Genomic DNA, 13,509 nt, shown 5'->3' with positions numbered 1-13,509 from the left:
CGGTCCGGCGGGTGCGGGGTCACTCGGCCCGGTCCGGCCGCAGTTCGATGCGGTCCGGGGCCAGGTCGACCGCCACGCGGTGTTCCATGCCCAGGGCCGCCAGGAACTTCGGCGGGAGCTGGACCCGCCCGGACCGGTCGAGGACCACGTACTCGCGTTCGCTGACCGACTCCTCGCCGTGCTCGTCGGTGACCAGGCTGCGCAGGACCTCGCTGCTGGTGCGGCCGTCGCGGATCGCCACGGTGCGGCGGACCTCCCCCGCCACCATGGGGTCGTGGGTCACGACGACCACCGTCACGCCGAGTTCCCTGTTCACGGTGCGGAGGGCCTCGAAGACGGTCGCGGCGGTCTCGGAGTCCAGTTCGCCCGTGGGCTCGTCGGCCAGCAGCACCGCGGGGTCGTTCGCCATCGCCACGGCGATCGCGACGCGCTGCTGCTGCCCGCCCGACAGCTGCGCCGGGTGCCGGTGCGCCAGGTCGCCGATCCCGAGGGCGTCCAGCACCTCCGCGACCCGGGCGGTCTGGCGGGCGCGGGCGCCGCGGCGGGATCCCCCGCCCCGCAGCTGCATCGGCAGGGCCACGTTCTGGGCGGCCGTCAGGAACGGCAGCAGGTTGCGGGCCGTCTGCTGGAAGACGAAGCCGACCGCTTCGCGGCGGTAGCGCAGCCGGTCCCGCGCCGACAGCTCCAGGAGGTCGTAGCCGGCGACCGCGGCGCTGCCCGCCGTGGGGACGTCCAGACCCGCCAGGATGTTGAGGAGGGTGGACTTGCCGCTGCCCGAGGCGCCGACGAGGGCCACCAGGTCGCCCTGGGCCACGGTCAGCTCCAGCCCCTGGAGGGCCTGTACCTCGACGCCGTCGGTGCTGAAGATCCGCACCAGGCGGTCGCAGGCGATGGCGGCGTCCGCGGCGGGGGTGCGGGACTCGGTGGCGGCCGCCGCCCTGCGGCGCAGTTCCTCGTAGGTCGGCTGGTCGGTGTTCAACGCTGGTCTCCCGCTCTCAACTCGGTGGTGATCTGCCGTCGCCCGGACGTCGCCGCCTCGGCGAGGACGGCCGCGGCGACCAGGGCGGCCAGGCCCAGGGCCGGTGTCAGCACGGCCCCCGCGGTGAGCCGTACGCCGGTCGGCACGCTCGCGCCGACCAGCGTGGACAGGTCCATCGCCGGGCCCAGCAGCGCCACCGCCGCGGCCGCCGTCAGGGCCCCGCCCAGCGCGGCGGCCAGGGTCTGCGGCAGCGCCTCGGCGAGGATCAGCGCCACGCCCTGGCGGCGGCGCAGCCCCATGGTGCGCAGCCGGGCCAGCAGCGCGGCGCGTTCGGGGACGTTGCGCAGCAGCGTGAGCAGCACGGCCAGCAGTGCGAAGCCGGCGGCCGCGGCCACGCAGGACCAGAACAGGCGCTCGGCAGAACCCTGGAGCGGATCCGCGCCCAGTTCGGCGACGTATTCGGCGCTGGTGCGCACCAGGTACCGCTCGTCGGCCCGCCGCGCCCCGGCGCCCGCGTCCCGGGCCGGGGCAGGCTGCGCCGTCCGCTGCGGCGTCGGGGCCGCCGGGGGCGTCGCGGGCGGTGCCGGGCGGGCGTCCCGGGTCAGGGCGCGCAGCCGCCCGGCGTCGACGGGGCCGAGGGCGAGCCACCGGTTGGCGTGGTCGGCGCCGCGGACCCGAGCCGTCGCGGGGCCCGCCGGCAGGACGACGGTCTCCCCGCCCGGGCCCGACGGGACGGGGGTGCAGCCGACGACCCCGGCGGCCCGTACCCGCAGCTCCCCGCCCGGTCCCGGGCGCAGTGCGTACGTGCCCGGGCCAGCCTTCCCGGCCAGGCCGGCGCTGAACAGCGCGGGCACCGGGGCGTCCGCGGAGCCCGTTGCCCCGCCGCCCAGCAGGGCGGGGTCGAAGGCGCCGCAGCCCAGGCCGCGGGAGAGCGCGGCGTACGCGGCGGGTTCCGCGACGACCAGGGTGACCCGGGTGCGGCCCTCGGCGGTGCCGAGCAGGAAGGAGTCGTCGTCCGTCCACAGGGCGGCGGAGGTCCGTACGCCCGGCAGTTCGCCCGCGGCCTTCACCAGCGCGTCCGGGAGCGTCCCGGCCCCGACCGCGGAGATCCCCGCGTCGCCGCCGATCGTCCGGCGCGCCCCCTGGAGGCGGGCCGCGTCCACGGACTCCAGGACGGCGGACCCGAACCCGCCGGTGGTGACGGCCAGGAGCAGGGCGACGAGGGGCAGGGCGGAGGGGCCGGTCCGGCCGCGCCCCGGGGCGGCGGTGCCGCGGCGGCGCGGGCCGCTCGCGGCCCGTACCAGCCCGAGGAAGCCGACCAGCCCGCGGCCGCGGGCGGCCGCCCGGGCGAGCCACCCCGTCAGCAGGGGCAGGAGCCGGGCCAGCAGCAGGCCGCCGCACAGCGCGAGCAGCAGCGGAGCGGCGATCAGCAGCGGGTCCGTACCGCTGCCCGCGGGCGCGACCCCGCGCCGGCGCACCTCCGACACCGCGGCGGCGGTGGCGGCGAGGACCAGCAGTTCGGCCACGGGCCTGCGCCACCGCGAGGCCGGGCGCGGCGGGGACAGCAGCACGGCGGCACGGACCGGGAAGGCCAGCAGGGCGAGCAGGGTGACGGCCGCGGCGGAGAGCAGCGAGGCCGCGAGCCGGGGCGTGGGCAGCAGCAGGACGGCGAGCGCGGTGGCCGCGGCGGCCGCCGGGAGCACGGTGACGGCGCCCTCGCCGAGGAGCCGGCCGACGATGCCGGCGCGCGAGCCGCCGCGCGCCCGCAGGAGCCGCAGCTCGGCCTCCCGGCGGTCCGCGGCGAGCGCGCCGGCCAGGCACAGGACGACGAGGGCGACCCCGGCGACCCCGGCGGGCCCGATCGCGGCGAGCGGTGCCGCGGCCTGGCTGCGGGCCCGGGCCTGGGCGAACAGCTCGGGCAGCCGCGAGTTGGTGCGGAGCATGTCGCGCCCGGTCTGTGTGACGAGACCGGCGGCGACGGGCCCGGTGAGGTACGAGGCGATGTCCTGCTCGGTGGTGGCGAGCCGGTCCGCGCGCAGCCGGCCGGTGTCGACGGGGAGCCGCCAGAAGTCCTCGGCCGTGGAGCTCCAGCCGTCCAGCCGGGGCAGGTCGGGGGCTTCGACGAGGGCGTCGGCGGCCCAGTAGGCGTTGTCCCCCTGGTGGTACTCGCAGGCGAGGGCGAGACATCCCAGGTCCACCCAGAAGTCCTCGGTCTCGTCCGGGACCGTGTAGAGGCCGACGACCTCCGCGCGGGGTCCGGCGCCGGGCACGGGTGAGGTCGTCAGGACCGTTCCGAGGCCGGCCCCGATGGTCCGGGCGGCGCGCTGGGAGAGCGCGATCCGCAGCGGGGGCCCGTCCTCGGCGGCGCTGCCCGCGGCGGCGGGCGGGGTGCCCCCGGCGGGGGCGTCGGCCGGCCACCGGCCCTCCACCAGCCGGACGTGCTCCCTGGCGTTGCGCACGTACAGCAGGCGCATCACGGGCGGCAGGCCCGACGGGGCGGCGAGCCCCGGGTTCAGCAGGCCGCGGCCCTTGACGGTCCAGTTGCCGTACACGACGGAGTCCGGGTCGACGTGGAAGCTGCCTCCGGTGTGCGCGAGCAGGGTCGACTTCGTCGCGTCGAGGCGTTCCGTGCCCTGTCCCCGCTCCGGCGGCGCGGTCGCCAGGAGGCTGGTGTAGCCGGGCCCGCCGCGCTGGAGGAAGGACCGCAGCGCCTGGTCGGCTCCGCGGTCCTGGGCCCGTGGCAGCGCGGCGGCCAGCAGGACGGCGACGAACGCCAGCACGGCGGCGAGCACGCTGCCGGCCTTGGCGGCCCGCAGCCGGGTCCCGACCCAGGGCGCGGGACGCGGGACGGCGGCGGAGGGCCGCGCGGGGGCGGAGGGCTCCGGGGTCACCGGCGGCGGCAGGGTGGTCACATCTCCTCCACGGGGCGCAGCCGGGCGGCGATGTCGCGGCCCCGGGGACCGCTGAAGGCGGCCGACAGCAGGGGGACGGCCGCGATGGCGGCGACCGTCAGCAGGGTCTGCCAGAGCGGCATGTCCACCCGGACGGGCGGGTACGGCCGCCGCGCGGCCGGTGTCAGCACGACCAGGGGTGCCATCAGGTGGACGAGGACGGCGCCCAGCGCGGTGCCGACCGCGGTCCCGAGGACGATCAGCGCCCCGCCCTCGGCGGCGGCGGCGAGGGCCAGCGAGCGGCGCGGGGCGCCGAGTGCGAGCAGCACCGAGAACTCCCGTCCGCGCACGCGCCGTTCGGCGGCGGTGGCGGTGGCGAAGCCGATGGCGGCGAGGACCGCGCAGGCGGCGGCCAGGGCGGCCAGCGCGCTCTGCGGGCCGGCGCTCAGGGGGTCGTCGAGCAGGCTGTCGGCGATCTCCCCGCTCAACTGGACGCGTTCGGTCCTGACCCCTTCGCGGAGCAGGTCCGCCGCGCGGGCCGGAGCCGGGTCGGCGGCCGAGGCGGCCGGCAGCCACCACTCGGTGGGCGGGGACGCCTGCTGCCCGGCGGTTTCCAGCAGGAACCGGCCGAGCGTGCGCAGGTCGACGGCGAGCGCCTTGCGTCCGGCCACGGGGAGCGCCTCCACGGCGGCGGTGATCTTCAGCGGGACCGTCACACCGTCGACGGTCAGGTGGACCGTGTCCCCGGTGGAGGCGCCGAGGGCGCGGAGGTATCCGGTGGTGGCGACCGCCGGGAGCGCGGCGGCGGGCGGGGCGGCGGGGGCGGGGAACATCAGGGCGTGGACGCCCCGGTCGGTGCCGAACCCGCCCCAGTAGCGCAGGCGCAGGACGTCGGTGGAGCCGGCCGCGACCGGGGCGAGGGCGGGGACTCCCGAGGAGCGGGGCGGCTGCGGGGGCGCCAGCTGCCAGCCCCCGGTGCCCGCGGGGCCGGCCGCGGCCGGTGCGGCGACCGGTACGGCGCTGCCGTCGGGGGTGTCGCAGACGGCGATCCGGCGCAGGGCGAGTTCGGCGCCGTCGCCCGCGGGGCCGCCGTCCCCCGCGTAGGAGAGGCTGATGCCCGCCAGCGCCAGCGGGGTCGCGGCCGAGCCGATCGGGGCGTCGGTCAGGGCGTCCAGCGGGAAGCGGAGGGTGCCGTCGCCGGCGGCGGGCAGGGGGACCTGCGGGGTCGTGTGGACGGTCCCGTACCGGTCGCGCAGGAGCAGGCTCACGGCGGCCCAGCTCGTACCGGTGGACCGGACCGTCACGTCGAGGTCGATGCGGCGGGGGGAACCGGGCAGGGTGACGCCGGGGGCGGCGGCCTCCGGCCCGGCGGCGGCGAGCGGAGTGAACAGCTCCCGTACGGAGCGGCCGCCGCGCAGGTCCGTGCGCAGCGGTACGCCTGCGGCCGCCTTGGCGGCGTCGAGCGCGAGGAGGTCGGCGGTGCCTCCGCCCGGCAGCTGCTGGTCCTGGCGGACCACCGGGATCAGGCGGTCCGCGCCGGGGAGGGACCCGTAGCGTCCGCCCTGGCCCATCGGGGACATGCTGCTGCCGGAGATCCGCAGCCCGCCGGCGGTGGCGAAGTCCGCCTGGTCCCGCTGGGACGCGGACCAGGCGGCGTGCTGGCCGAGGGCCAGGACCCCGCTGGAGACGGCGAGGACGAGCAGCAGTACGGGACCGGTGGCCCGGCCGGGCCGCCGGGCGAGCTGCCAGCCGCACAGGGCCGGGCCGAGGCCGCGGCCGCGCGCCGCCAGCCGTCCGCCGGCCCGTGCGGCGAACGGCAGCAGCCGCAGGACCAGCAGCGTGCCCGCGCACAGGGCCAGGGCCGGGGCCGCGACCAGCACGGGGTCCACGCCGAGCCCGCCGTCGGCGGGGCCGGTGCCCGGGCCGGCGCCGTCGGCGCCCCCGTAGTGCGACAGCTGCTGGTGGCAGAGGACGGCGAGGGCCACCACGGCCAGGTCCAGTCCGGAGCGGGCGGCGCCCGTCACCAGGGCCTGCCGGCCGCCGGCCCGGCGCAGTACGGCGGCGGAGGCGCCGCGCAGGACGGAGGGCAGGGTCGTCAGCAGGACGCAGGCCAGGGCGCAGCCGGCCGCGACCGGCCAGACCAGCCAGGTGTCCGGGATCTCCAGGTGGACCCTGCCGAGCGGTCCGACCCGGCCGAACAGGCGCAGCAGGGGCGGTGTCAGCAGCGGGGCGAGGACGGCGGCGGGCAGGGCCAGCAGCAGCGACTCGGCGGCGCCCAGGGCGCCGAGGCGCCGGCGGGAGGCGCCGCGTGCGGTGAGCAGGACCCGCTCGGGTTCCTGGCGGACCGTCATGATGTGGGAGACGAGGAGCAGCGCGGCGGCCGCGAGGACGGCGAGCTGGAGGGCGCCCGCCAGCAGGGCGGACCGGGCGACGCGCAGTCCGGAGTCCGACTCGGCGAGCAGTTCCGGGAGTTCGGTGGAGGTGCGGAGCGCGGCGGTGCGCTCCAGGTCGCGCCCCGCGGGGCCCGCGGCGGTGCGGATCGCCTCGGCCTCGGAGGTGCGGACCGTACCCAGGTCCGGGGTGAGGAGCGTGGACCGGTACTCCTGGAGGAGGCCGCCGGCCGTGAACGCGGTGTCGTCCACCAGGAGGGGGCCGTAGGTGGTGAAGCTGCCGGTCCGGATCTCCCGGCCGCCGAGCGGGTCGAGCCGCCAGTACGCGTCGTCCGGATCGGCGGCCCGGTACACGCCGGTCACCAGGACCGTCAGCGCGGGCCCGCCGAACCGGTCGTCGAGGCGGACCTGCGCGGGCAGGGCCGATCCGGTCAGGCCGAGGCGCGCCAGCGCCGTGCGCGGCACGGCCACGTGGGGCGGGGCGGCGCCGCCCGCGACGGGGCCGGTGACCGGCTGCGGCCACTGCCCCTCCAGCAGCCGCACGTGCGTGCGGCCGAGCGCGGCGAGCAGGGTGAGGTCGGCGTCGCGGCCCGAGGCGGAGGCGCCGGGAAGCCCGTAGGAGCGGCTGAGCGCCACGCTCTGCGAGGCCACCGGAAGCCGCCCGAACACCGTGCCGGAGAAGGCCCGGACGGACGCGTCGTCCGCGGCCCGGGAGGCGGCGGGACGGCCGCTGGTGACCACGACGGTCGTGCGGGACCGCTCCGGGCCGGCCAGGGCGCGCCGGAGCCCCTCCTCCCCCACGCCGCTGGTGAACGCCGTGAGCGCGGTCAGCGCGGTGGCCGTGATCAATACGGTGAGCAGCGCGGCGACGGCGAGCGGCCATCGCCCGCGCAGTCGGCGCACGACGAAGCCGAGCACGTGTGCAGTCCCTCCCCCGTCCGGACTCGTGGTCCCGGATAGCGGACGATGCTGTCAGATTCGGATGATCAACGGAAGGGACTTGCGTGAAGTAGGTGACAGGTGCGCAAATGTGATCAGAAAGTCACAGCGGCCCTACGGGTACGGGAGGCGGGTCCGGGGGCTCGGCGCACTCGACTCCACGGGGGAGCACGTTTCATGACAACCCATCAGAGTTCTGCGGCGACGGCCGCGCCGGCCCGGGAGGACCGCGGCACGCCGATCGTGGTGGTGGACGACGTCCACCACAGCTTCGGCAGCGGACCGCAGGCCGTCCACGCCCTGCGCGGGGTGTCCTTCGGGATCCGCCGGGGCGCGCTCACCGCGCTCCGCGGGCGCTCGGGGTCCGGCAAGACCACCCTGCTCAACCTCGTCGGCGGCCTCGACACCCCGAGCAGCGGGCGGATCACCCTCGACGGCACCGACCTGGCGGCCCTCGACGAAGCGGGCCTGCTCGCCCTGCGCCGCGACCGCATCGGCTTCGTCTTCCAGTCCTTCGGGCTGATCCCCGTCCTCACCGCCCTGGAGAACGTCGGCGTGCCGATGCGGCTGCGCAGGGTGCCGGCCAAGGAGCGCGAGGAGCGCGCGAGGACCCTGCTCGCCCTGGTCGGCCTCGCGGACCACGCCGAGCAGCGCCCCGGCGAACTCTCCGGCGGCCAGCAGCAGCGCGTCGCGCTGGCCCGGGCCCTGGCCAACGACCCCGAGCTGATCATCGCCGACGAGCCCACGGGCCAGCTCGACCTGGAGACCGGCCGGTCGATCATGGAGCTGCTGCGCGCGGTGGTCCGCAGCAAGGACGTCACCGTCCTCGTCGCCACCCACGACCCCCACCTGATCGAACTCGCCGACCACGTCGTGGAGTTGCGCGACGGCCGCGTCGTCGAGGCCGACGCCCCCGCACCCGGCGCGTAGGGCGCACCGCCGGCGGCCGCCGGCACCGGGAGGGGCTCCGCGGCCGGACCGGTCGGCGGCAGGGGGCTTCACCGCCCGCTCACGGCTCCGGGTCGGCGTCGAGGACCCCGGCCCGCAGGGCGGCCGCCAGGCGGACCACCGGTTCGGCCGCCGGCCCGGGCATCCGGGCCGGCAGCAGGCGCCGGGCCTCCTCCGGCCCGCCGCGCACCGGCAGGACGCGTACCCCGGGCGGCACGGCGGCCGCCGTCGCGGCGGGCACGGCGGTCAGCCCGCGGCGAGCTGCAGCTTCGCCGGCCAGTCCCGGGCCGTGCGCGCGACCTCGGGCCGCTCGCCCAGGCCCGGCCACGCCCCCGGCCGAGGCGGGCCGGCCGTGCCGGCCGAACGCGCCCTCGGAGGTGGCGCAGGCCGCCGCCGTCCGCGCGGTCGCCGCCGAACGCGGCGCCCGCGACCTCCCGCCCGTGGTTCACCGACTTCGGCGGGGCGCAGTCGCCCGCCGAGACGGCGCGGGCCGCGCTCGACCTCGCGCCCCTCCCTTGACCCCGCACCCCCGCGCAGGGCGGTGGACGTCGGCGTTCCACTCCGCTGCGTCCCGCTCCCTGTTCGTTCCGTGAGGGAGTTTGACTGAATTTTCAGTCAGTGCAACGCTGAGGCCGGGGCGGGAGCCCCGGCCGATCGGCGCCCCCTCGCCCCCGCGACGCGTCCGCGCAGGCGGCGCCGGACCGGCGATGGTCCACTTGATCTGGAGATGCCATGACCGAAGACCGCGGCGAGCGCTCGCTCGCCGACCGCCTGCTCAGCGTCCTTCCCTCCCGCCGGAGCGTGCTGGGGGCGGCCGGCCTCGCCCTCGGGGCGCAGGTGTTCACGGGGCCCGCCGCCTCGGGCGCGCCGCGCCCGGGGGGCGTGCGCCCCCGCGTACCGGCCGATGACGTCCCGCACGCCAGGACGTGGATGTCCTGGCCGTCGCGGAAGTCGGTGTGGGGGCGGCAGCTGGCCGGCGTGCAGGAGGACATCGCGCTGATCGCGCGCACGATCGCCGAGTTCGAGCCCGTGGTGATGTGCGTCCCCGACGACTACAGCGCCCGTGAGGCGCGGAGCATGTGCGGCCCGCAGGTCGAGGTGACCACCGCGATCCCCACCGACGACCTGTGGATGCGCGACATCGCCCCGGTCTTCCGCCACGACGGGAACGGCGGACTGGACGCGCTCTGCCTCAACTTCAACGGCTGGGGCGACAAGCAGGTCCACACCGACGACGCCCGTGTCGCCGAGCGCGTCGCCCGCCGCCGCGGCCTGCGGCTCACCTACGCCGACCTGGTCGGTGAGGGCGGGGCGGTGGAGTGCGACGGCGACGGCACGCTGATGGCGACCGAGAGCAGCCTCGTCAACAAGAACCGCAACCGGGGCATGAGCCGGGACGAGATCGAGCACGCCCTCCTCGACGCCTACGGCGCGGACAGGATGATCTGGCTGCCCGGGATCAGGGGCAAGGACATCACCGACGACCACGTCGACGTCACCTCGCGGTTCGTCCGCCCCGGCGTGGTGATGGTCCAGCTGCCGCCCCAGGACCGCAACGACGTCTGGGCGCGCGACGCCCGCGAGCAGTTCGCGATCCTCTCCGCTGCGGTCGACGCGCGCGGCCGGCGGCTCCGGGTGATCCGGGTGGACGGCCCCGACACCGTCCGCTCGCGGAGTTCGACGTTCGTCGACTCCTACCTGAACTTCCACCTCGTCAACGGCGGCGTGATCACCGCGCAGTTCGGCGACCGCGCCAAGGACGAGGCCGCCCGGCAGGCCCTTGCGGCCGCCTTCCCCGGCCGCGAGGTCGTCCAGCTCGACGTCGACCGCCTGATGGGCGGCGGGGGCGGCATCCACTGCTCCACCATGCACGAGCCGATGCCCTGATCCCCGTCCGCACGGACGCTGCCGGCCGTGCGCCCCGCCGGCCCGGCCGGACGTCCGGCCCGCCCCCTCCCCCCTCTCCCCCGCCTACCGGAGGCCCCTGTGTCGATCCCTGCCCTGTCACGCCGCACCATGCTGCGCTCGCTCGCGGGCGCGAGCGTGCTCGCCCTCGGGCTGACCGCCTGTTCCGAAGCCGACGACCCGGACCAGGAGGGCACCCCGGAGGGCTCCGGCGGCGCGGACGGGCGCCGGCTCGGCGCCGAGTGGGAGAAGCACACCCGGACGTTCATGGCCTGGCCCGCGTCCGAGAACGTCTGGGGCGACCAGCTGGCCGGCGTGCGCAGGGACATCGCCGGACTCGCCGCCGCCATCGGGGCGCGCGAGCCGGTGGTGCTGATGGCCCGGCCCGGCCAGGAGGAGGCCGCCCAGCAGGCGTGCGGCAACGACGTGGAGGTCGTCCCGCTCGCGGTGGACGACCTGTGGGCCCGGGACACGGCACCCGTCTTCGTCGAGGAGGGCGGCAAGGTCAAGGGCGTCGACTTCAACTTCAGCGGCTGGGGCAACAAGCAGGAGCACGACAACGACGCCGCGGTCGCCCGTACCCTGCTGGCGAAGTACGGCATCGACCGGATCGAGACGCCGGTCGTCGCCGAAGGCGGCTCCTTCGAGACCGACGGCCTCGGCACGCTGGTGCTCACCGAGAGCTCCGTGGTCAACTCCAACCGCAACCCCGGCATGAGCCGCGAGCGGGTGGAGGCGGAGCTCAAGAAGGCCCTCGGCGTCACCAAGGTGATCTGGCTGGCCGGCGTGAAGGGCAAGGACATCACCGACGCGCACGTCGACTGCCTGATGCGCTTCGTCGCACCCGGGGTGGTCCTGCTGGACAAGGCCTTCCCGGGTACTCCCGCCGACGTGTGGTCGCGCTCGGCCGACCAGGCGAAGTCCGTCCTCAAGGACGCCACGGACGCGCGCGGCAAGAAGATCGAGGTGATCGAGCTGTCCCAGCCCGATCCCGACCGGATCACCGGCCGCGGCGACGCCTTCGTCTCCTCGTACATGAACTTCTACATCGGCGGAAAGGGCGTCTACCTGCCCCGGTTCGGCGACGCGCAGGCCGACGACCGCGCCCGGCAGATCATGAAGGAGCACTTCCCCGACCGCGAGATCGTCTCCGTGAAGATCGACGCGATCGCCTCGGGCGGCGGCGGCATCCACTGCGCCACCCACGACCAGCCCGCGCCCGCCGGCTGAGCGGCCCCCGCTCCCCACCGCGGCTCGGCCCCCCGTCGTGCGACGGGGGGCCGGGCCGCGGTCGTCACCGGCCGTCGTCGCCGCCCGACGCGGACGACTGTGCACTTTCGTTGCCCCTCCCTGGCCGATCGCCACTACTCCGCGCCGCACCCGCCCGCCCAAGCTGGTCCTGTGAATGACCTTCGAACGAACCAAGCCGGGCCGGCCGCAGACCGTGCGCCGCGCGGCGACCACCGGAGCGGACGGGCGCGCACCCCGGTGCTCCTCAAGGTGCTGGCGGCCGTGGCCGGAGTGGGCCTGCTGCTGCTCGGGGTCCTCGGCTCGCCCGAGCGGTCCCTGGGCAGCTCGCCCGAGGTGATCGGCGAGCGGGAGATGGTGCGGCTCAGCGGACCGAACGGCCGGACGCTCGAGGTGCTCGCCATGGTCGACACCGGCGCGTCGGCCTCCTCGATGGACACCCGCCTGGCCAAGGACCTCGGCTTCGACCTCGCCAAGGCCCCCCAGATCACCGTCGGCTCGGCGCTCGGCCGGGAACAGCGGCCCGTCGTCGACTCCACCGTGCGCCTCGCCGGACGGTCGTTCGTCGCCAGGACCACCGTCAACAACCGCTCCCGCCGGGAGACGCCCGTCCTGCTCGGCCGGCAGGACGTCCAGGGGCTCCAGGTGGCCGTCGGCAAGCGGCTGCTGACCCGGCCCGACGCCCATCGGGCCCCGTCCGCCCTGCGGATCCTGTTCGCCAAGGCCCCGGCGATCGACCCGGTGTCCATGATGGCCCTGCTGCCCCTGGCCGCCCTGGTGATCGTCCTGCTGCGGGTCGTCGTCGGACTGAACACCCTGGGCACCTTCAGCCCGGTCCTGCTGGCGCTGGCCTACGCGCAGTCGGGGCTGCTCCTCGGAGTTCCCCTGACCCTGGTCCTGTTCGCGCTCGGATTCCTCGTCCAGCCGCTGCTGCGGCGCCTGCACCTGCCGCGCGTCGCCCGGCTCGGGGTGCTGATCGGCGTGGTCACCACCGGCCTGATCGCGGCCCAGCTCTCCCTCGGCGGCATCGGGCTGTCCGACTCCTGGGGCATGACCCTGCCCGTCGTCGTCACCGCGATCATCACCGAGCGGCTGTGGGAGCAGTGGGACCTCGACGGGGCCCGGTCGGCCGCCGCCGGAGCCGCGCTGACCATGGGCACGGCCGTCCTCGTGGCCCTGCTGCTGCTCACCCCCTACGTACGCCACCTCGCGGAGGCCGTGCCGCTGCAACTGGCCGTCGCCTGCTCGGTGTGGGCGGTACTGGTCGGGACCTACCGCGGGCTGCGGCTGAGCGAGCTGTTCAGGTTCGCGCCCGCCGCCAGGGCCCAGGGCGGTGCCGCGTGATCCGGCTCCGCGGCTGGGACCCCGTCCTCGGCATGAACCTGCGCAACGCCCGCATCGCCGAACAGAACCCCACGGCCGCGATCCGCCTGGTCAACGACAAGTACGCCACCAAGGAGGCCCTGACCGCCGCCGGCGCGCCCACCTCCCCCACCGTGGCCCTGCTGCGCTCCCGCCCGGAGGTCTCCTCCCTCGACTGGTCCGGCCTGCCCGACTGCTGGGCGCTGAAGCCGAACCAGAGCCTCGGCGGCAACGGGATCATGCTGTCGTTCGGCAGGCGCCGTTCCCACTGGTCCTCCTCCTCGGGCAAACGGATCACGCGGGAGGCGGTCGCCGACCACCTGCGGCGCATCCTGGACGGGGAGTTCTCCCCGCGGCCGAACGACTGGGCGATGTTCGAGCCGCTGATCCGGGCCCACCCGGACCTGGACCGGCTCTCGCACCAGGGCCTGCCGGACATCCGGGTGATCTGCCGCGGGGACCGGCCCCAGCTGGCGATGCTGCGGCTGCCCACCCGGTTCAGCGGCGGCCGGGCCAACCTCCACCAGAAGGCCATCGGCGCCGCCGTCGACCTGGCCACCGGCCGCATCACCCACGCCCTGATCGGCAGGGCGGCCACCGGCCACCACCCCGACACCGGCGAACCCCTGGTCGGCGCGAGCGTCCCGCACTGGCCCGAGGTGCTCGACGCGGCCCGGCGCTGCGCCGGGGCCACCGGCCTGCGCTACCTGGGCGCCGACATCGTCGTGGACGCCGACCGCGGCCCGTTGGTCCTGGAGGTCAACGCCCGCCCCGGCCTCCAGATCCAGAACGTCACCGGACGCGGTCTGGCGACCGCGTCCGCCCGGCACAGGAGGCACTGATGCGA

8 protein-coding genes and 1 pseudogene are annotated in these 13,509 nt (G+C 76.6%); 5 read left to right on the top strand and 4 right to left on the bottom strand.

From position 1 onward, the window contains the following. Positions 1-19 precede the first annotated feature (19 nt). Genes AB0469_RS09385 through AB0469_RS09375 form a run of 3 tightly spaced genes read right to left on the bottom strand, consistent with a single transcriptional unit; the run spans position 20 to position 7,178 of the window. Entirely contained in the window at positions 20-979 is a 960-nt protein-coding gene (locus AB0469_RS09385) for an ABC transporter ATP-binding protein (protein WP_366450732.1), read from the bottom strand. After that, positions 976-3,891, bottom strand: a complete 2,916-nt coding sequence (locus AB0469_RS09380; RefSeq protein ID WP_366450731.1) for a hypothetical protein — start codon at positions 3,889-3,891, stop codon at positions 976-978. The genes AB0469_RS09385 and AB0469_RS09380 overlap by 4 nt, the downstream gene beginning before the upstream one ends. Then, positions 3,888-7,178 carry an FtsX-like permease family protein gene (locus AB0469_RS09375; RefSeq protein WP_366450730.1) on the bottom strand — a complete coding sequence of 1,097 codons (3,291 nt, stop codon included), beginning with the start codon at positions 7,176-7,178 and terminating at the stop codon, positions 3,888-3,890. Before AB0469_RS09375 ends, AB0469_RS09380 begins: the two co-directional genes overlap by 4 nt. A 198-nt stretch (positions 7,179-7,376) precedes the next feature. On the opposite strand from AB0469_RS09375, the gene AB0469_RS09370 reads away from it, so the two are divergent. Continuing rightward, positions 7,377-8,129 (top strand): ABC transporter ATP-binding protein, encoded by a 753-nt coding sequence (locus AB0469_RS09370; RefSeq protein WP_366450729.1) that lies wholly within the window; start codon positions 7,377-7,379, stop codon positions 8,127-8,129. A gap of 79 nt (positions 8,130-8,208) precedes the next feature. On the opposite strand, the pseudogene AB0469_RS09365 reads toward AB0469_RS09370, so the two are convergent. Further along, a pseudogene (locus tag AB0469_RS09365) lies at positions 8,209-8,480 on the bottom strand (LysR family transcriptional regulator); the annotation flags it as partial. A gap of 399 nt (positions 8,481-8,879) precedes the next feature. Between AB0469_RS09365 and AB0469_RS09360 the strand changes: the two are divergent. From AB0469_RS09360 to AB0469_RS09345, 4 genes are all read left to right on the top strand, one after another. After that, on the top strand, positions 8,880-10,034 hold the full coding sequence (locus AB0469_RS09360; RefSeq protein ID WP_366450728.1) for an agmatine deiminase family protein: 1,155 nt from the start codon (positions 8,880-8,882) through the stop codon (positions 10,032-10,034). A 99-nt stretch (positions 10,035-10,133) separates the two neighbouring features. After that, entirely contained in the window at positions 10,134-11,282 is a 1,149-nt protein-coding gene (locus AB0469_RS09355) for an agmatine deiminase family protein (RefSeq protein ID WP_366450727.1), read from the top strand. A 171-nt stretch (positions 11,283-11,453) separates the two neighbouring features. Next, positions 11,454-12,644: a 7TM domain-containing protein gene (locus tag AB0469_RS09350; RefSeq protein ID WP_366450726.1), complete on the top strand. Its 1,191-nt coding sequence runs from the start codon at positions 11,454-11,456 to the stop codon at positions 12,642-12,644. Continuing rightward, a complete protein-coding gene (locus AB0469_RS09345) occupies positions 12,641-13,504 on the top strand; it encodes a sugar-transfer associated ATP-grasp domain-containing protein (protein ID WP_366450725.1) in 864 nt (287 codons plus the stop codon). The genes AB0469_RS09350 and AB0469_RS09345 overlap by 4 nt, the downstream gene beginning before the upstream one ends. The last annotated feature ends 5 nt before the right edge of the window (positions 13,505-13,509 follow it).

Source organism: Streptomyces sp. NPDC093801 (assembly GCF_040701585.1).
Taxonomy (GTDB): Bacteria; Actinomycetota; Actinomycetes; order Streptomycetales; family Streptomycetaceae; genus Streptomyces.
Note: the sequence above shows the minus strand (reverse complement) of the source record. Positions and strands in the feature narration are given on the sequence as shown.

Bases quoted from the DNA above. Each gene is read 5' to 3' on its own strand.
- AB0469_RS09370 (WP_366450729.1), top strand. From the start codon at position 7,377: ATGACAACCCATCAGAGTTCTGCGGCGACGGCCGCGCCGGCCCGGGAG.
- AB0469_RS09360 (WP_366450728.1), top strand. From the start codon at position 8,880: ATGACCGAAGACCGCGGCGAGCGCTCGCTCGCCGACCGCCTGCTCAGC.